The sequence below is a fragment of the Cupriavidus gilardii genome, assembly GCF_017598945.1.
In the GTDB taxonomy this organism is placed as follows: domain Bacteria; phylum Pseudomonadota; class Gammaproteobacteria; order Burkholderiales; family Burkholderiaceae; genus Cupriavidus; species Cupriavidus gilardii_E.
This window is the reverse complement of the sequence record NZ_JAGFTW010000016.1, coordinates 63,546-81,915: the sequence shown is the minus strand read 5'-3', so window position 1 is coordinate 81,915 and position 18,370 is coordinate 63,546. Positions and strand designations below refer to the sequence as shown.

Sequence of the window (18,370 nt, the reverse complement as noted above, 5' to 3'; positions counted from 1 at the left end):
TCGCAGGCGTGATACGAAATGTAATCGCACAGTAAGTTGGCGGTTAACCAGCAGCGGGCTTGAACCTGGCCGGCGTCTCAAATGGGTTCAGAACCAGATTCGCACGCCGGCAACGATTTGCTTGTCGGTGGTCCGCTCTCCGGCAGCACGCGCAAAATCCGCGGTATTGCCCAGCTTCTTGCCCCACACCACGCCTAGGTAGGGGGCGAACTGGCGACGGATCTCGTATCGCAGTCGCAAGCCAAGCTTGAACTCGGACACGCCGCTGCCAATGCCTCGCGCCTCATCTGCCTTGCTATAGGCGTTCGCCTCGAACTCCGGCGTCAACAGCAGACGTTGGGTGAAGCGAATATCGTAGGTAGCCCGCACTCGGGCGGCAGCGCGTCCCGACGACCCCAGATAAGCCGTGGCTTCGATATCAAACCAATAAGGCGCCAGGCCTTGCACGCCAAAGGCGCCCCAGGTCCGCGGCGGCCCATTGCCGAAATCCTGGCGCACGCCCAGTTGCCAATCCCAGAACGGCGCAAAGGCGTGTCCCCACAGTGCCTCAGCTCTGGCATCCTCTGTGTTGCCATACAGACGCGTGCCTTCCGACTTGACCCATAACCGGTTCAGATCCCGTCCTACCCAGGCGAGCATGTCCCAGGCCAGTCCAGAGCCGCCGGGTGCCTTGACGTACTCGAGGCGATCGAATAGCACCTGATAGTAGATATCGTTATCGGCCATCGTATCCCCAGGCATGGGAATGCCTCGGTTCGGATCTGCCATCGGCACCGGGGCCTCATTCACCTGGATGATCGCATTCGCGCCGCCGGGCACTGAGGCAGATTCTGTCGGACTGACTGCGGGATGGCTTGGCGCTGGCTTCCCGGCTGGAGCTGCGGTCTTTGGTGGCATCGGGGCATCGTGCGCCATGCCTGGCATCGGCGTATCGTGTGTCATACTTGGCATCGGCGCCATCGTCTGCGCCGCCACGCTGTGGCACTGCACGCTGGCCAAGAGAGCCAGGCTTGCGAGAAGGATGAGACGGTGGTTGGGCACGTCAATCTCCCTGGCGTTGGCGAGGTTCAACCCGCTCATGCGACCACGACCTTGCGGAACATGCCGGCTTCCATGTGGTAAAGCAAGTGACAATGAAAGGCCCATTGTCCCGGCGCATCGGCCGTCACCAGGAAGCTGACTTGTTTGGACGGCTGGACGTTGATCGTGTGCTTTCTGACCAGCGCCTGGCCTTCGTGATTTTCCAGCTCGCTGAACATCCCGTGCAGGTGCATCGGGTGGTTCATCATGGTGTCGTTGATCAGCGTGATGCGCAGGCGCTCCCCGTAGTAGAGCCGGATCGGTTCGGCTTGGGAAAACTTCTTGCCGTCGAGGCCCCAGATGAAACGGCGCATATTGCCGGTCAAGTGCAGTTCCAACTCCCGGCTGGGCGGGCGCTTGTCGATCACCGGGCCGAGCGTTTTAAGGTCCGCGTAGGTCAACACTCGCCTGCCGTTGTTGCGCAGTCTTGGCCCCGGATCCGACAGCGAGCGGGAAGGGTTCATCGAGCGCATGTCGACCTGTGGCCCCATGCCAGGCATATTGCCCATCTTGCCCATGTCATGCCCCATCTCGCCACCGGTTTTCTGCATCCCCGGCTTCGCGTCGGACTTGCCGTGGTCCATGCCGGCCATTCCGGCATGGGCGTCCTTCGCTGGCCCGGACATGGTCGACATGTCATGCCCCCCCATGCCCCCCATGGCGCCCATGCCCGCCTCCGGCGTCATTGGTTGCATCGTGGGTGCGCCACCCATGGACTCCATCCCCATGCGATCCATGGCCATGGATGGTTTCTGATCCATCTTCATGGCCCCCATTTCCATGCTGCCCATATCCATGTCCGCCATGTCGCCCATGCCCATATCGGCCATGGTGAGCCAGGTCTTCGGATCGAGCTTGGGCACGTCGGCTTCCATCCCGACTTCCGGTGCAAGTGTCGCCCTGGCGTAGCCGCTGCGATCGATCGACTGAGCAAAGATGGTGTGCGCCTTATCGTCCGGCATCTGCACCACTACGTCGTAAGTCTCGGCGACGGCAATGCGGATTTCATCCACCGGTACCGGTTCGACATCCTGCCCATCAGCCGATACCACCGTCATCTTCACGCCGGGAATTCGGACGTCAAAGTTGCTGGTCGCCGAGCCGTTGATAAAGCGCAACCGCACGCGCTCCCCGGCTTTAGCGATCGCTGTCCAATTTTTATCTGCGGGCGTGCCGTTGATCAGGTAGGTAAAAGTGGCTCCCGAAACATCGGCCAAATCGGTCGGATTCATTCGCATCTGGTTCCACATCGCGCGCTTAGCCAAGGCCTCGGACAGCCCCATTTCGGACACATCTCGGGCAAAGTCGCCCACCGTCGGCATCTGAAAGTTATAGACGTCGCTCATCTTCTTGAGCTTCGCGAACACCATTTCCGGGTTTTCATCCGTCCATTCGCTGAGCATCACGACATAGTCGCGATCGACCTTGATCGGGTCTGGATGCATTGGCTCGATGACCAGCGGTCCGTACAAGCCGGTCTGCTCCTGAAAACGGGTATGCGCGTGGTACCAATAGGTGCCGGCTTGCCGCACTTGAAAGCGATACACGAACGTCTCGCCCGGCCCGATGCCGGGAAAGGAGATACCGGGCACGCCGTCCATCTGAAACGGCAGCAAGATGCCGTGCCAGTGAATCGATGTTTGGGTATCGAGCAAGTTGGTCACGCGCAGCGTGACCTCGGTGCCTTGCTTCCAATGCAGAATCGGCGCGGGGATGGAGCCGTTCACACTGGTGGTAGGCCGGATACGGCCGGTAAACGACATGGGCGTCGCGCCAATGGCCAGGTCAAACGTGGTCCCTGTCAGCACGACCGGATAGCCTTGGCTCTTCAAGGCCCAAACGGCGCGTGGATACGCGCCCAGGCTCGCCAAGCCGCCTCCGGCGATCAGACTTCCCAGCAGTCGGCGGCGGCTCAGTGAGACGGGGCGAAGCATGGCATCGCTAGGGCGTTCGAACACGTTGTCTCCTCGCGCAATGGTGAAACGTCCACTTAGCATAGTGCGCGCCACGTCGAAGCAAAAGCTCCTTTAGCGTCATCAGCCTGGCCAAAACATGTGCTGTCACCGGTTTCGTCATCGTCGCGTAATGCTCCTGTAAGGCAGTCGCTCCCATGCTGTCGTCTGCTTCCTGTGGCGCGCGAATTGCTCTCAATTTGGCGGCGTCTCGCAACGCTGGTCGAATTTCTTTAGGAGCTTTGCCATGCCACATGAAAACTATCTATCTTGTATTGAAGCCTGTCACGCCTGCACAGTCGCCTGTCATCACTGTGCTGCGTCTTGTCTGCGTGAGCCAGAGGTTGAGGCCATGAAACGCTGCATCGCACTCGACCTGGACTGTGCCGAAACATGTGCCTATGCCGCGGCGATGATGGCGCGCGACAGCCAGTACGCGCGCGCGATATGCGCGCTGTGCGCGAAGGTCTGTGAAGAGTGTGGGACGGAGTGCGCCAAGCACGAAGCGCAGCATTGCCAAGAGTGCGCACGTGCCTGTCAGGAGTGCGCGCAGGTCTGTCGCGCCATGGCGTAGATCCAGGTAGCCCAACGACTCGATCTTGGACGGCAACGCGCGGCTCGGGTGGTGAAGCCATGGCACGCCGCGAACTTGAGCCGTGTAACGGCAGGCATAGCGCGTTGTAGTTCTTTCCCGCGCTAGCGCCAGATGTAAGCCAGGATCCCGACCTCGGCAACGCGTGTTGCCAGCGTGGCGAGGGTCAAGGAGACGGAGTGTTCACCAACCCCAGGTATCCGCCCATTGCCGACTATGCCGTCATTGGCAACACGCATAGCGTGGCGTTGGTGAGCACGTCGGGATCCATCGACTGGTGCTGTATGCCGCACTTTGACGCCGGCGCCGTATTTTGCAGATTGCTCGATGCTAACCGAGGAGGCTACTTTCAAATCCGGCCGACGGGTCGTGCGATCAGTTCGCGCTATTACCGGGTCCCAGGGGGCGTACTGGAAACCATGTTTGAAGCCAGCGGCGGGATCCTTCGCCTGACCGACTTCATGCATAGCGAGCGTCTCGCACGCAGTCGGCTGGACCATGACTCACCCGAGTGCCATCGGCTGTTGCGGCGCATTGAGGCGACCGTTGGCGAGGTGAGGGTGGAACTAGTGTTCAGTCCGAGCTTTGACTATGCGCGCAAGCCCCACCAATGGGAAGTCGGTTCGCATGGCGTGACCGCTGTATGCGAACACCAACGTCTCAGCCTGGTATGTTCGCCGCCGCTGCCGCTGGCGACCGAAGCGCACCGCGCCAAAGGCGTGGCCATCGTGCGGCCCGGCGCGCCGCTGTGGGCGATTGCGTCCTTCCAACAAGACGGGCCGGACCGGCCTGTGCACGACCCCCAGGCGGTCCTTGATGAGACCCTACGACATTGGGGCGAGTGGCAGCAGCAATGCACCTATCGCGGTCCCTTCGAACGAGAAGTGCGCACCAGCGCCTGTGTTCTCAAGTTGCTGACGTTTGGCCCGACCGGAGCACTGGTGGCGGCGCCAACCACCTCGCTGCCGGAGTGGATCGGTAGCAGCCGCAATTGGGACTATCGGTTTTGTTGGCTGCGCGACTCGGCCATGGTGCTGCGCGCGTTGATGGCGCTGGGCCATCACGAGGCCGCAATGGACTTCTTTCGTTGGATCGAGCGATTTTGCGATCTCAAACGACTGCAGATCATGTACCGGATCGATGGCAGCCCGAACCTGCCTGAGCAGGAGCTTCGCCATCTTGACGGGTACCGTGCGTCCCGTCCGGTGCGTATCGGCAATGCGGCGGCGGAACAGGTGCAACTGGATGTCTATGGGCATGTCCTCGACGCGGCCTGGGTGTGCCAACAGGGCATGCCAATGACACTGTCCGCCCCAATGCGGCGCGTGCTCGCCCGGCTAGCCGACGCCGCCGCGGCGCGCTGGCGTGAGCCGGACCAAGGATTCTGGGAAACGCGCGGGGTGCCCCAGCATTTCGTATCATCCAAGCTGATGTGCTGGGTCGCGTTGGACCGTGCCATTGCGCTGGCACAGGCTGGGCAACTCGACGGAAACGTTGCTGTCTGGAAGCTCGAACGGGACGCGCTGCGTCGCGTCATCGAGGGGCAGGGGTTTCACCACGGGACTGGCGCGTTCACGCAAAGTTTCGGATCGCCAGCTTTGGATGCGAGCGCGCTACTGATCCCGCTGACCGGCTTTCTCCCCCCAACTGACGCGCGCGTGAAAGCAACCGTGGCCCGCATTCAGCGGGATCTCACCAAGGATTCGCTGGTCTATCGGTACCGCATCCACGATGGCGTGCCAGGAGAAGAGGCGACCCTCGCCATCTGCAGCTTCTGGCTGGTACAAGTCCTGGCCCGACAAGGCCGGGCCAAGGAGGCGATCAAACTCTTTCGGCACATCTGCTCGTTTGCCAGCGATCTCGGCTTATTCGCGGAAGAGATCGACCCGGATAGCAAGGCGCTGCTGGGCAACTATCCGCAAGGCTATACCCATCTGGCACTGATCCAGGCTGCGCTGGACATTCAGCAAGCGCAGCAACGCGGGGAGGCCTGAATGCATCCGCCCAACGTTGTTGTCGTCACCGGTGGCACCGCAGGCGTGGGGCTCGCTGCCGTGCGGGCCTTTGCGCAGCGCGGGGACTGGATCGCAATCCTGGCAAGAGAGCCGGATCGCCTGGCCCGGGTCTGTAGCGAATTGCGCGACCTGGGGATCCTGGCGCTGGGCATCCCCGTCGATGTCGCCGATGCCCAGCAGGTGGAGGCAGCAGCGTCGCGCATTGAGCTCGAACTGGGACTGATCACGATTTGGGTGAACAATGTCTCGACGACCGTGTTTGCGCCGGTCGCCGAAACAACGGCGGCCGAGTATCGCCGCGTCACGGAAGTGGTCTATCTGGGCGCGGTGCATGGCACGTTGGCCGCGCTGAAACGCATGTCGGCGCGCAATCATGGCTGTATTGTGCAGACCGGCTCGGCGCTGGCCTATCGGTCCATCCCGCTACAGTCAGCATACTGTGGGGCGAAGGCGGCGATCCGTGGCTTTACCGATTCCCTGCGTTCGGAACTCGTTCACGATCATTCGTCGGTGAGACTGACGATGGTGCATTTATCGGCGTTCAATACGCCGCAATTCGATTGGTGCCGCAGCAAGTTGCCACGCCGTGCCCAACCAGTGCCGCCAATATTCCAGCCGGAAATCGCCGGCGAGGCCATTGTCTGGGCAGCCACGCACGGCCCTCGCGAGGTATGGGTGGGCTGGCCAGCCGCCAAAACCATTCTGTCCAGTCGATTTTTCCCAGGCCTGGGTGATCGTGTGGCGGCCAGACAGGCCTATGAGGCACAGCAGACCCAGGAACCCGCCCACCCCGATCGGCCCGATAACCTGTTTGTACCGGTCGTGGGCTTGTTTGCAGCACATGGCCGCTTTGACAATCAAGCGAAGTCAACCAGTGCGCAGTGGTGGATCTGCGTGCATCGCTGGCAAGTGTCCGCAGCGATCGGTGTGGCCGCCGTGGCTGGCCTGCTCGGTCTCTTCATGATAGTCAGATAACACCCCGGCAAGGAGTCGGCGTTGGCACATAGCACGGACACGATTTTGGTAGTGGGGGCAGGATCGCTGCTCGGCCGCGCCGTAGTGGCGCGCCTGTTGCAGCAATACCGTGTGGTCGCGCTCGATGGCGAAGACCTTGCCGCAGCGTTCCCCAGTGCGCTAGCGCTTCGCATCGACGCGACACGTGAAAAAGATATGGCGCAGGCATTCGATGCGGTGATAGCCGGTCACGGCGAGCTTATAACGTCGGTCGTCTATGTGGTCAGCGAGATGGAAGACGCGCCCAATGCGGACGGCAGCGTGCAGCGGATCGCGGCGGAACTCGACCTTGTCGGCAACCTGCAACGCATCATTGTTGAATTGCTGCGGTGCGCGGTGGGTCAATTCGTGCTGGCCGGCACCTTGCTAGTCCATGCCCCGTCGCAACCCGGCAATCCGATCAATGAAGCCTCGCCCATCGATCCCAAATCGCCATTGCGGGCGATGATGATCAGGGCGGAGCACCTGCTCCAGCACGAACTCGGCGCCGTACCGCGGTTGATGCTGCGGCTCGCGCCGCTCTACGACGATCTCGGTCATAACGCTTTCCTGGTGCAGCAGATCGCGGCAAGCTACGAGTCCAGCCTTGTCGCCCGGGCCGACGCACATCCGGACACCGCCCATGTGTTCCTGCACGTCGATGACGCGGCAGCGGCGGTCGCGCACGCTGTCGCAGCGCGCGGCCAGTTGCCTTGCAAGTTGTCGTTAGTGCTTGCCGAGGAGGAGGCAGTGACACCAAGGCAACTGCGGGCAGCAATTTTGCACGCACTGGATGGCCCGGGCGAAGCGATGCGGCCGCAGGCCGGCGTCGGGGCGCGCCTTTACTCACGCTGCCAGCATGCGCGAAATGTCGGTGACGCCTCTGACCCGGAACTGCGATGCCTGGCAAGCGATCATTATGAAGTGGACAGCGCCAGCGCGCGCGAGAGGCTAAATTGGCGGCCTGAGCGCCGAATTCTAGAAACGATGCCTCGCATCATCGCGGCGCTGAAGCAGGACCCGGTCAGTTGGTATCGCGCTAACCGGCTAAACACGGCCATCATCGCCGACCATCACCCCGTGGTGCGACACGGCAGCGTGACCGTCAAGGGCGCGCCGGAAATCAGCGGCTCCGCCGCTAAGCACGAGCACGAGCACGAGCACGAGCACGAGCACGCGCAGCATATGCGCGACGCCCATTACAGCCTGTTATGGGCGCATTATCTCAACATCTTGCTTGGTGCCTGGTTACTCACAAGCCCTTTTGTCTTGGGCGCCTTTGATACTCGGGAGTTTGGCACGCTGGTAATGCAAGTGACCGCAGAACGCGGTCTTGCGCCCCCTGCGTTGCGCATGACGTGGCTGGGCTGGAGCGACATGGCCAGCGGCAGCCTGATCATGGGCTTCGCCACATTGTCTCTTTCGCGTCGCTTTTCATGGGCGCAGTGGGGCAACGCCTGTGTCGGGCTCTGGTTGCTGTTCGCGCCACTGGTGTTCTGGGCGCCGTCCCCGGCCGTCTACAACAACGATGTGATCGTCGGCGGCTTCCTCATCGCCTTTGCCATCCTCGTACCCATGATGCCAGGCATGAGCATGGCGTCGATGAAGGACCAGTCCGATCTGCCGGTCGGGTGGACGTACTCGCCGTCCACCTATTTGCAGCGGCTGCCCATTATCGGGCTGGCCCTGTTCGGGTTCCTGATCGCACGCCAGCTCACGGCGTATCAACTCGGCCATGCGGCGGCGGTTTGGGAGCCGTTCTTTTCTCCTGACGCGCAAAAAAACGGGACGGAAACCATTATTACCTCCGCCGTGTCCCGGTCCTGGCCGATTCCGGACGGTGGCCTTGGCGCGGTCAGTTATCTGCTGGAGGTGTTGATGGGCGCGATGGGTGGGCGCCAGCGTTGGCGCACCATGCCTTGGATGGTGGCGGCATTTGGGATCGTCGTCGTGCCCCTTGGCGTGGTGAGCATCTATTTCATCATTATCCAGCCAATCGTGATCGGGACCTGGTGCACGTTGTGCCTGATCGCTGCGGGCGCAATGACGCTGATGATCCCTTATACGTTGGATGAACTGGTTGCAATGGGTCAGTTTCTGGGACAAGCGCATCGGCGCGGCGAGCCGGTACTTCGCCTCTTCTTCGTGGGCGGCGCCTCGCCAGGAAGCCAGCGCGACCGGCGTCCCGGTTTCGATAGCGCATTGTCCGACGCGATGGCGTCGGCGTTGCGTGGTGTGCAATGGCCCTGGACACTGGTTGCGTGTGTCGGAGTTGGCATCGCGCTGATGTTCACGCGCCTGTTGTTTGGCACCATTCCGCCGTTAGCGGACAGCGATCATTTGATCGGTGCGCTCGTAATTGTTGTCGCTGTGGCCGCGCTCGCAGAGGTAGCAAGGTTACTGCGCTGGATCAATGTCGGCTTTGGCGCTTGGTTGGTCATCGCACCGTGGGTGCTCAGCGGCGGAAATTCCGCGGCGGCGGCATTTGGGGCCGTCGCAGGGCTTGCGTTGATCGGATTGAGCCTGCCGCGCGGCTGGCGCAGCCGGGAGCACTATGGTAGCTGGGTCGGCTCATTCGGTAGCGGAATGCGGCGAACTGGCGGCGGAGTCGCCGCCAGTTTGACCGTCGGCCAGCGTGCCTTTGTTATCGGACCTCGCCTTCATGCATCATGCCTAACAATCATCTAGCCATCATTAACCTCTCCCGCCTTGACATCCTGATTGCGTCGCTTCAGGCAAACGCCGCCTTGCAACGTCGCCGACTTGTGCGCAGTCGGCCAGCAGCAGCGAAGGACGGCCGGGCGCAAAACTTGCTGGAAGTACAACTCGCAGCGCTCACCGCCCTACGGGCGATACGCTTTAATCTAGTAGAGTCGGCACCAGCGCCACGCAATGTTGATGGCGCCGCAATATTTGATCAGGCCGCACGGCGGCAGTCTGGCTGCCATCGATACGATCCGGACGATGAACGTCAACGATGTGCGCAAAGTCCCGGCCGACGCGCCGACCTCCTTCATCAAGAAGCGCTGGGAGCCACTGGTACGCACCAAGAACGGCATCGATCGTCGCTACTATGAGCTGTGCGCGCTGTCCGAACTCAGAAACCGCCTGCGCTCCGGCGACATCTGGGTCCAGGGCTCGCGCCAGTTCAAGGATTTCGATGAGTACCTGCTGCCCGCCGAGAAATTCGTCGCACTCAGACAGAGCCGCTTGCTGCCCCTGCCCATCGCCACCGATTGCGAGCGCTACTTGAGCGAGCGGCGCGGGCTGCTTGAACTGAAGCTGGCCACCGCCAACCGGTTGGCCGCCGCCAACAAGCTGCCGGACGCGATCATCACTCAGTCGGGCCTGAAGATCTCGCCGCTCGATGCGGCCGTCCCGATGGAAGCGCAGACCCTGATCGATCAGACCGCGCTCATGCTGCCGCGCGTCAAGATTACGGAACTGCTGATGGAAGTCGACGGCTGGACCGGCTTTACCCGGCATTTCACGCACCTGAAGACCAGTGAGCCTGCCGCCGACAAGACGCTGCTGCTCACGACCATTCTTGCCGACGCCATTAACCTCGGGCTAACGAAGATGGCGGAATCCTGCCCGGGCACCAGTTACGCCAAGCTCTCCTGGCTGCAGGCCTGGCATATTCGGGACGAGACCTATGCTCAGGGCCTGGCGGATCTGGTCAACGCGCAGTCCGCCCATGCGTTCGCTGCCCATTGGGGCGATGGCAGCACCTCATCGTCGGATGGCCAGCGATTCAAGGCGGGCGGCCGTGCCGAAAGCACCGGCCACGTCAACCCAAAGTATGGCTCGGAGCCCGGCCGGATGATCTACACGCACATCTCGGATCAGTACGCGCCGTATCACTCCAAGCTGGTGAACGTCGGCGTCCGTGACTCCACCTATGTGCTCGACGGCCTGCTGTACCACGAGTCGGACCTGCGGGTCCAGGAGCACTACACGGACACCAACGGCTTCACGGACCACGTCTTCGCCCTGATGCATCTGCTCGGGTTCCGGTTCTCCCCGCGCATTCGCGACCTCGCGGACTCAAGGCTGTACATCCCCGGCAATCCTGACGACTATCCGGCATTGGCCCCTATGATCGGCGGCGCGTACAAAGAGAGACTGATTCGCACGCACTGGGACGAGGTGCTGCGCCTCGCGACGTCGATCCGGCAGGGCACGGTCACCGCCTCGCTGATGCTGCGCAAGCTCGGCAGCTACCCGCGACAGAACGGACTGGCGGTCGCCCTCCGCGAGCTCGGCCGCATCGAGCGGACGATATTCACCTTGGACTGGCTGCAGGACCTGGAACTGCGTCGGCGCTCCCATGCGGGGCTCAACAAGGGGGAAGCGCGCAACGCCTTGGCACGGTCCGTGTTCTTCTACCGGCTTGGCGAGATCCGCGATCGCAACTTCGAACAGCAGCGCTACCGTGCCAGCGGACTGAACCTGGTCACCGCGGCCATCGTCCTGTGGAACACGGTCTACCTTGAACGTGCCGTGCAGGCGCTGGTGGAGCGCGGCATGCCCATCGATCCGTCCCTGTTTTCGTACCTGTCGCCGCTCGGCTGGGAACACATCAACCTGACCGGCGACTACGTGTGGCGTCAGAGCCAAAAGCTCCAAGATGGAAAATTCCGCCCGCTGCGATCGCTTCCGGAGGTGCGTTGGCCTAGCGCTGCCTGAACCCGCAATTCACCGGCGTTACGACTTCACGACCGTTCTCGGGCAGGGCCAACACCGGCATGGCACTTACACGGCGCCACATTGTCGTATCCAACCACTGGGCCGCCCCTCGTTGGCCAAGCCGAGGGCGTCGTAGAGGAATGTACGACTGGATCTTACAGCACAAGCGCGCCTTGCAAGCGCTGCGCCCGCTGGTGCCGCTTTGTCCCCCCGACGATGTCTGACTCGACTAGGTCGCTTGCCCCTCGATACGGGGCATATGAGGCTGGCTGCGCCGAAGCCGTACAAAAGAAGCCGGAACGAACTGGGGCAGCGTAGCCCGCGTCCACTACGTCCTTTGGCGCACTTATCCCGCTTGCAGCGCTGCGATCAGCGGGCAGGATACGTTACCCTGGCTGGCATGACAGGCGCCCACCAGTTCGGACAGCACGGCCTCCATGCGTCTCAGGTCGGCCAGCTTTGCGCGCACGTCATTGAGCTTGCGCTCGGCTAGGCTGCTCGCTTCCTCGCAATGGGTGCCGTCCTCCAGGCGAAGCAGTTCACCGATTTCTTCCAGACTGAATCCCAGCCGCTGCGCCGATTTCATGAAGCGCACCCGGACCACATCCGTTTCGCCATAGCGACGAATCCCGCCGGCGGGCTTATCTGGCTCTGGCAGCAGCCCCTTGCGCTGGTAGAACCGGATCGTTTCCACGTTGACACCAGCCGCCTTGGCGAAGGCGCCGATGGTCAGGCTCTCCAATCCGCTCCGCATATCGCTTGACTCCGTACATAAGTACGGAAGTAAGGTTACGCTATCCCTACCTACTAAGAAAGGAAAAACGCATGTCACGACTGCAAGCCGGGCGCCGTGCGCTCTTTGCCGGTGGCATCGCCGCAATCCTCGCCTCCACCTGCTGCTTGGGGCCGCTGCTCCTGATCGCGCTCGGTTTCAGCGGGGCCTGGATCGGGAATTTAACGGCGCTGGAGCCATATCGGCCGCTGTTTCTCGGCACCGCAGTGCTGGCTCTGTTCGTCGCCTGGCGGCGCGTTTTACGCCCGGCGCAAGTCTGCAAGCCGGGCGAGGCCTGCGCTATCCCGCGGGTACGCGCCACCTACAAGCTCATTTTCTGGGTCGTCGCCCTGCTGGTTCTGGTTGCGCTCGGCTTTCCCTACGTGATGCCATGGTTCTACTGATCAGGAGTTCGCCATGAAGAAGCTGTTTGCCGCCCTCGCTCTCGCCGCCGTTGCTCCGGCGTGGGCCGCCATGCAAGCCGTCACGCTGTCCGTGCCGGGCATGACTTGCGAAACCTGCCCGATCACGGTCAAAAAGGCGCTCTCCAAGGTCGACGGCGTGACCAAGACCGAAGTGAGCTTCGAGAAGCGCCAGGCCGTCGTCACCTTCGACGATGCCAAGACCAGCGTGCAGAAACTGACCAAGGCGACCGAGGACGCGGGCTATCCGTCCAGCGTCAAGCGGTAAGCCCCGGATCGAACATGGGAGTGACCGCATGGGACGGATCACGCGCGTGACCAACAAGGCAGGGGCGCTCGGCGGTATCGTCTCGGCGATGGGTTGCGCGAGTTGCTTTCCCGCCATCGCCGGCTTGGGCGCGGCTATTGGCCTAGGCTTCCTGAGCCAGTACGAAGGGCTGTTCATTAGCGTTCTGCTGCGGGTGTTCGCTGGTATCGCGCTACTCGCCAATGCGACTGCCTGGTTTAGCCATCGGCAGTGGCAACGGACCGCACTCGGCGTGATCGGCCCACTCCTGGTACTGACGGCGGTGTATTTGACGGTTGGCCGGCGCAGCGAGGCGCTGCTCTATGTCGGCCTGAGTTTCATGGTCGGCGTATCGATCTGGGACTTCATCTCGCCGGCAAAGCGCTGCGGGGCACCGAACGCCTGTGAACCCCCGGTCAAGCGCGGCTGACCGCATTGGCCGCTGCCGAAGTGAACATTGGAACTGTGGTATGACCCACTTGAAGATTACTGGAATGACCTGCGACTCGTGCGCCGTCCACGTCAAGGATGCCTTGGAGAAGGTGCCGGGCGTGCGGTCTGCGGTCGTGTCCTACCCGAAGGGGACGGCGCAAATCGCCGCCGAACCCGGCACGTCGCCAGATGCGCTGACTGGCGCCGTGGCCGGACTCGGCTACCGGGCCATGCTCGCCGAGGCCCCGCCGGCGGAAAAGCGCGGCAGCCTGCTCGACAAGGCGTTCGGCTGGCTGGGCCGCGGTGAGAAATCCGCAGGCGAAGGCTGCGGGCTTCGCATCGCCGTCATCGGCAGCGGCGGCGCCGCGATGGCGGCGGCCCTCAAGGCCGTCGAGCAAGGCGCCGAGGTGACCCTGATCGAGCGCGGCACCATCGGCGGCACCTGCGTCAACGTTGGCTGTGTGCCGTCCAAGATCATGATCCGCGCGGCCCACATTGCCCATCTACGCCGCGCAAGCCCGTTCGACGGGGGCATCCAGGCCACGCCACCGGCGATCCTGCGCGAGCGCCTGCTCGCCCAGCAGCAGGGGCGTGTCGATGAGCTGCGCCACGCCAAGTACGAGGGCATCCTCGCGAGCACGCCGGCCATCACGGTGCTGCGCGGCGAGGCCTGCTTCCAGAACGGACACACCTTGAGCGTGCGCCTGGCCGAAGGCGGCGAGCGCGAGGTGGCGTTTGACCGCTGCCTGATCGCTACTGGTGCCAGTCCGGCTGTGCCGCCGATCCCCGGTCTGAAGGACACCCCGTACTGGACCTCGAACGAGGCGCTGGCCAGCAACATCCTTCCTAAGCGGCTGGCCGTGATCGGCTCGTCGGTGGTGGCCGTGGAGCTGGCGCAGGCCTTCGCCCGGCTCGGCAGTCAGGTCACGATCCTGGCCCGCAGCACGCTGTTCTTCCGCGAGGATCCGGCCATCGGCGAGGCCGTCACGGCCGCCTTCCGTGTCGAGGACATCACGGTGCTGGAACACACGCAGGCCAGCCAAGTGGCCTACGCGAACGGCGAATTCGTGCTCACTACCGGGCACGGCGAAATCCGCGCCGACCAGTTGCTGATCGCCACCGGCCGCGCGCCGAACACGCGTGAGCTGGCACTGGAGGCGGCGGGGGTGACGGTCAACGCGCAGGGCGCCATCGTCATCGACAACGGCATGCGAACCACCGCGCAACACATCTACGCCGCCGGCGACTGCACCGACCAGCCGCAGTTCGTTTACGTGGCCGCGGCGGCCGGCACCCGCGCGGCGATTAATATGACCGGAGGCGATGCCGCGCTTGATCTGAGCGCCGTGCCGGCGGTCGTGTTCACCGACCCGCAGGTCGCCACCGTGGGCTACAGCGAGGCGGAAGCGCACCACGACGGCATCGAGACCGATAGCCGCCTGCTCACGCTCGACAATGTGCCGCGCGCGTTGGCCAACTTCGACACGCGCGGCTTCATCAAGCTGGTTGCCGAGGCAGGATCGGACCGCCTGATCGGCGTGCAGGCGGTGGCGCCTGAAGCGGGTGAGCTGATCCAGACGGCGGCGCTGGCGATCCGGGCGCGGATGACCGTGCAAGAGCTGGCCGACCACTTGTTCCCATACCTGACGATGGTCGAGGGGCTGAAGCTCGCGGCGCAGACCTTTGCCAAGGACGTCACGCAACTGTCTTGCTGTGCGGGTTGAGAAAAAGCCAACCGTCTGGAACTCGGCGATGGCCAAGCTGGCCAACTGGAATACCGCCCTCGAACTGTTCCGCGGGGACTACCGGGTGCCGCTGGTGCCCTCGAAGTCTGCGGCCTACCTGGCGGTGTCAATCGAGCTGACCGCCCCAGCTCTGCTGTTGCTGGGACTAGCGACCCGCGCCGTGGGGATGGTCCTGCTCGGCATGACGGCGGTGATCGGCGTCCCCTTGATTTCGGTGCAATTTACCGGGGTAGCCACCCTTAGCATTCACGCGGGTTTCCGGGCGGCGTCCGGGAAAATACCCCAGTAAATCAATAAGTTGCTGTCTACTGTCGCCAGTTGGGCGCGATTGCCTCATAGCGCACTTATTGTGTCGAAACGTTGCGTCCCGGTCTCATTGCCGATAACCTCAGCGGTCCGTCTTACGCTTGGGAGAGCGCGATGGATCACTGGCAACTGGCGTATCTGGGCATGCGGCAGATTCCGCGCGAACTCAGCGAGTTTGAGCTTACCACGTTCTTCACCTTCTCCGCCAAAGAGCGGGCCCTGATCCATGCGCGGCGCAGCCATTTGTACCGCTTGGCCTGTGCCGTTCACATTGGCTTTGTCCGCATGACGGGGCGCACCCTCGATGCCTACAAGCAGGTGCCAAAATTCCTCTGGGCCTTTGTGGGCGCGCAACTCGGCATCACGCCGCCGGACATGGGCACGCTGAGCGCGCTGTATGACGGGCGCACCGATACCTTGGTGGACCATCAGATGCTGGCCTACCAAGCCCTGGGGTTCAGCCCGATGGCAGAGCATCAGCGACGTTACGTGACGCGCTGGCTCAAGGAGCGGCTGGCAGGGCAACCGAGCCGCAGTGACCTGCTGCACGAGTTGAAGCGCTGGCTCTACGAGCATCGCATCCTGATTCCGCATGACCGAGCGCTGAAGCGGCTGATCAGCCAGGCCGGAGAGGCATTCGAGTCGGCCCTGGCTGACGCGCTGGTGCAGGCCTACGGCGAGGTTTCCCTCGATGCGTGGGGTGCCCTGCTACCGCGGCCAGAAAACGACCGGCCGAGCCTACAACAATGGCTGTGGGCTGTCCCGCTACGCAATTCGACCCATCAGATGGGCGAGTTGTTCGACAAGATCGACCGCCTGTACAAGCTGGGCATCCACAGCGGTTGGCCGGCAGCCTGCAATGAGGCGGTGGTGCGGCACTATGCGCGGCGCTGTGCCAACCGCCCGGCGTCGGTCAGCAAGCGGGTCGCGCAACAGTCCCGCCGCCTGGAATCGGCTTGCTTTTTACGCTATGCCTTATGCGCGGCCACGGATCAATTGTCGTCCATGCTGCGGCACTGGATTCGCAAATGCGTCAACGATGCCGGACGCCTAATTGACGCGGGCCGACCGGACCCAGGTACCAAGTTGGGGGAATTCGCTGCCGCCGTCAAAGCGCTGGTCGCAGACGAGACGCAGACAAGGGATGCCCTCTGTCAGCAACTGAGCAATCTGGCTGACGAGGCAGCTGGTCAGCATCTAGCGAGCCGTGCCAGCCTCATCCGCGCGCAACTCCTGTCGCGACACAGGCTATCCCGTGCCTTGCTGGGCAGACTGGTTCATCTGCCATTTGCGGCACAGTCGGCCCACCCGGTGATCGAGGCAATGGAGGTACTGCGCAAGCTCTATGCGCGCAGGGCCGACTGGCTCCCTGATCGGGTGATGGTTCGATTGGGACGCGCCTGGCAGCCAGCACTAGAGGGCTTGGATCGCAAGCGGGCCCTGGCCGCCTTCGAGTGGGGGACGCTGTTTGCCCTGCGGGTGGCGCTGCGCAATGGCTCGGTCTTCCTGGACCACAGCTTCGCCTTCCGCAGTCAGGCGGCCCTACTCATCTCCAAAGAGGATTGGCAAGCCCGGCGTAACCATTTCTACGGTCATCTCAAGCTGCCGCAGGACGCCAAGGCGTTCCTCGATCCTGTGGTGGCGCACCTGGACGCGGGGCTCGCCAGGTTGCGCGATGCAGTCCAGCGTGGGGAGCTGAACATTGATAGCGCCATCCATATCGATCCGCTCACGGCAAAGAAACCGGAAGCCTCTGTGGAGGCGCTGCGACGCGCGCTGTTCGAGCGGCACCCCGGTGGACAATTGCCCGAAATCCTGCTGGAGATTGACAGCAGCACCCACTTCAGCTGGCTCCTGCTGGGTCGGGAACCGCATTCGCGCAGCGAGCTGCTGATGATCTACGCTGCAGTGCTGGCGCACGGCACCTCAATGTCGGCGGCGGACCTCGCACGGATGGTGCCGGAGTTGTCGCCCAGCGCGATCCGGCAAATGATGCATCGCATCGCGGACGAGCGCAAACTGCGCCAGGCCGCCGATGCCGTCCTGATCTTCATGCATCAGCACCCGATCGCCCAGCACTGGGGGCGCGCCGATCTGGCGTCGTCGGACATGATGTCGCTGGAGACCACGCGCACAGTCTGGCGGGCACGGGCTGATCCGCGCCGGCGCACGGCATCGATCGGTATGTACACGCATGTCCGGGACCGCTGGGGCATCTTCTATGACCAGCCGATCCTACTGAACGAGCGGCAGGCCGGTGTCGCCATTGAGGGCGTCATCCGCCAGAGCGGATCGGAAGACGTGGCACAACTAGCGGTCGATACCCATGGCTACACCGATTTCGCCATGAGCCTGTCCCGGCTACTTGGCTTCGATCTCTGCCCGCGGCTTGCCCACCTGCGCGATCGCCGCCTGCATGTGCCCAGGGATCACGAGATACCGGCGGAATTGGCTGCGGTGGCGGACGCGGATGTCCGGCTGGTCTTGATCGAACGTGCCTGGGACGAACTGGTCCGGATCGCGGCATCGGTGCAAAGCGGGGCAATGTACGGCAGTGCAGGCCCTGATGCGTTTCGGTGCAGCGGCGAAAGGTCAACCCATCTATGAGGCTGGCGTGCATCTCGGGCGGCTGTTTCGCACGATCTTCCTCATCGACTATTTCACCAATCCCGCGTTCCGCCATGAGATGCAGCATGCCTTGAACCGCGGCGAGGCGGTCCACACGGTGCAGCGGGCCATCCACTATGGCAAGATTCCGTTGGAATTGACCCGGCACGATGCGTCGCTGGCGGCGGTGTCGTCGGCTCTGACCTTGTTGTCCAATGCCGTGATGGCCTGGAACACGCTGCACATGCAGCGCGCGCTGGACGCGATTGAGGCCATCGGCGGCGAATCCATGCGTGCCGAGGATTTGCGCCAGATTGCGCCGACTCGTCTGGAAGGCATCAATTTGCGTGGTACTTTCGATTTTCCGATTGCACGTTACGCCCATCGGCTGCTGCCGAGTGCGACGAGCACGCCGGACTCACCATCGCAGTGGCGCACTGCATAGCCCATTTTTTTTCGGATTGTGCCGTTATCCTCGC

General features: G+C 62.9%; 11 protein-coding genes and 3 pseudogenes. 11 read left to right on the top strand and 3 right to left on the bottom strand.

Annotated features, from left to right (window positions below; all coding sequences use genetic code 11):
- Positions 1-87: 87 nt before the first annotated feature.
- Together J5T34_RS07500 and J5T34_RS07495 are read right to left on the bottom strand one after the other, a co-directional pair.
- The gene (locus J5T34_RS07500; protein ID WP_223819835.1) at positions 88-1,080 is read right to left on the bottom strand and encodes a copper resistance protein B; all 993 of its coding nucleotides are present in this window, start codon (positions 1,078-1,080) and stop codon (positions 88-90) included.
- Positions 1,077-3,014, bottom strand: coding sequence for a copper resistance system multicopper oxidase (locus J5T34_RS07495; protein WP_053821781.1), 1,938 nt, complete (start codon positions 3,012-3,014; stop codon positions 1,077-1,079). Before J5T34_RS07495 ends, J5T34_RS07500 begins: the two co-directional genes overlap by 4 nt.
- A gap of 265 nt (positions 3,015-3,279) precedes the next feature.
- Between J5T34_RS07495 and J5T34_RS07490 the strand changes: the two genes are divergently transcribed.
- The 5 genes and pseudogenes from J5T34_RS07490 to J5T34_RS07470 all read left to right on the top strand — a co-directional run.
- Positions 3,280-3,606, top strand: a complete 327-nt coding sequence (locus tag J5T34_RS07490) for a four-helix bundle copper-binding protein (RefSeq protein WP_062799392.1) — start codon at positions 3,280-3,282, stop codon at positions 3,604-3,606.
- 197 nt (positions 3,607-3,803) lie between these two features.
- The gene (locus J5T34_RS24110; protein WP_053821782.1) at positions 3,804-5,618 is read left to right on the top strand and encodes a glycoside hydrolase family 15 protein; all 1,815 of its coding nucleotides are present in this window, start codon (positions 3,804-3,806) and stop codon (positions 5,616-5,618) included.
- Positions 5,619-6,614, top strand: a complete 996-nt coding sequence (locus J5T34_RS07480) for an SDR family oxidoreductase (protein WP_062799390.1) — start codon at positions 5,619-5,621, stop codon at positions 6,612-6,614.
- Between the two features lie 21 nt (positions 6,615-6,635).
- Positions 6,636-9,320, top strand: a complete 2,685-nt coding sequence (locus J5T34_RS07475; protein WP_082818925.1) for a vitamin K epoxide reductase family protein — start codon at positions 6,636-6,638, stop codon at positions 9,318-9,320.
- 249 nt (positions 9,321-9,569) lie between these two features.
- Positions 9,570-11,321, top strand: a pseudogene (locus J5T34_RS07470) (Tn3 family transposase); the annotation flags it as partial.
- 346 nt (positions 11,322-11,667) lie between these two features.
- Here the strand turns inward: J5T34_RS07470 and merR are convergent.
- Positions 11,668-12,075, bottom strand: a complete 408-nt coding sequence (gene merR / locus J5T34_RS07465) for an Hg(II)-responsive transcriptional regulator (protein ID WP_062799388.1) — start codon at positions 12,073-12,075, stop codon at positions 11,668-11,670.
- A gap of 71 nt (positions 12,076-12,146) precedes the next feature.
- Here merR and merT point away from each other — a divergent pair, with 71 nt between their 5' ends.
- The 6 genes and pseudogenes from merT (at position 12,147) to J5T34_RS07435 (ending at position 18,336) form a co-directional block, all read left to right on the top strand.
- Positions 12,147-12,497, top strand: coding sequence for a mercuric ion transporter MerT (gene merT / locus J5T34_RS07460; protein WP_062799386.1), 351 nt, complete (start codon positions 12,147-12,149; stop codon positions 12,495-12,497).
- A gap of 13 nt (positions 12,498-12,510) precedes the next feature.
- Positions 12,511-12,783, top strand: coding sequence for a mercury resistance system periplasmic binding protein MerP (merP, locus tag J5T34_RS07455; RefSeq protein WP_062799383.1), 273 nt, complete (start codon positions 12,511-12,513; stop codon positions 12,781-12,783).
- A gap of 28 nt (positions 12,784-12,811) precedes the next feature.
- Complete coding sequence (gene merC, locus J5T34_RS07450) at positions 12,812-13,231, top strand: organomercurial transporter MerC (RefSeq protein WP_062799381.1); 420 nt, start codon at positions 12,812-12,814, stop codon at positions 13,229-13,231.
- A 40-nt stretch (positions 13,232-13,271) separates the two neighbouring features.
- Positions 13,272-14,957, top strand: a complete 1,686-nt coding sequence (gene merA / locus J5T34_RS07445; protein ID WP_062799379.1) for a mercury(II) reductase — start codon at positions 13,272-13,274, stop codon at positions 14,955-14,957.
- Positions 14,917-15,180, top strand: a pseudogene (locus tag J5T34_RS07440) (DoxX family membrane protein); the annotation flags it as partial. The gene merA and the pseudogene J5T34_RS07440, both read left to right, overlap by 41 nt.
- Positions 15,181-15,398: 218 nt before the next feature.
- A pseudogene (locus J5T34_RS07435) lies at positions 15,399-18,336 on the top strand (Tn3 family transposase).
- The last annotated feature ends 34 nt before the right edge of the window (positions 18,337-18,370 follow it).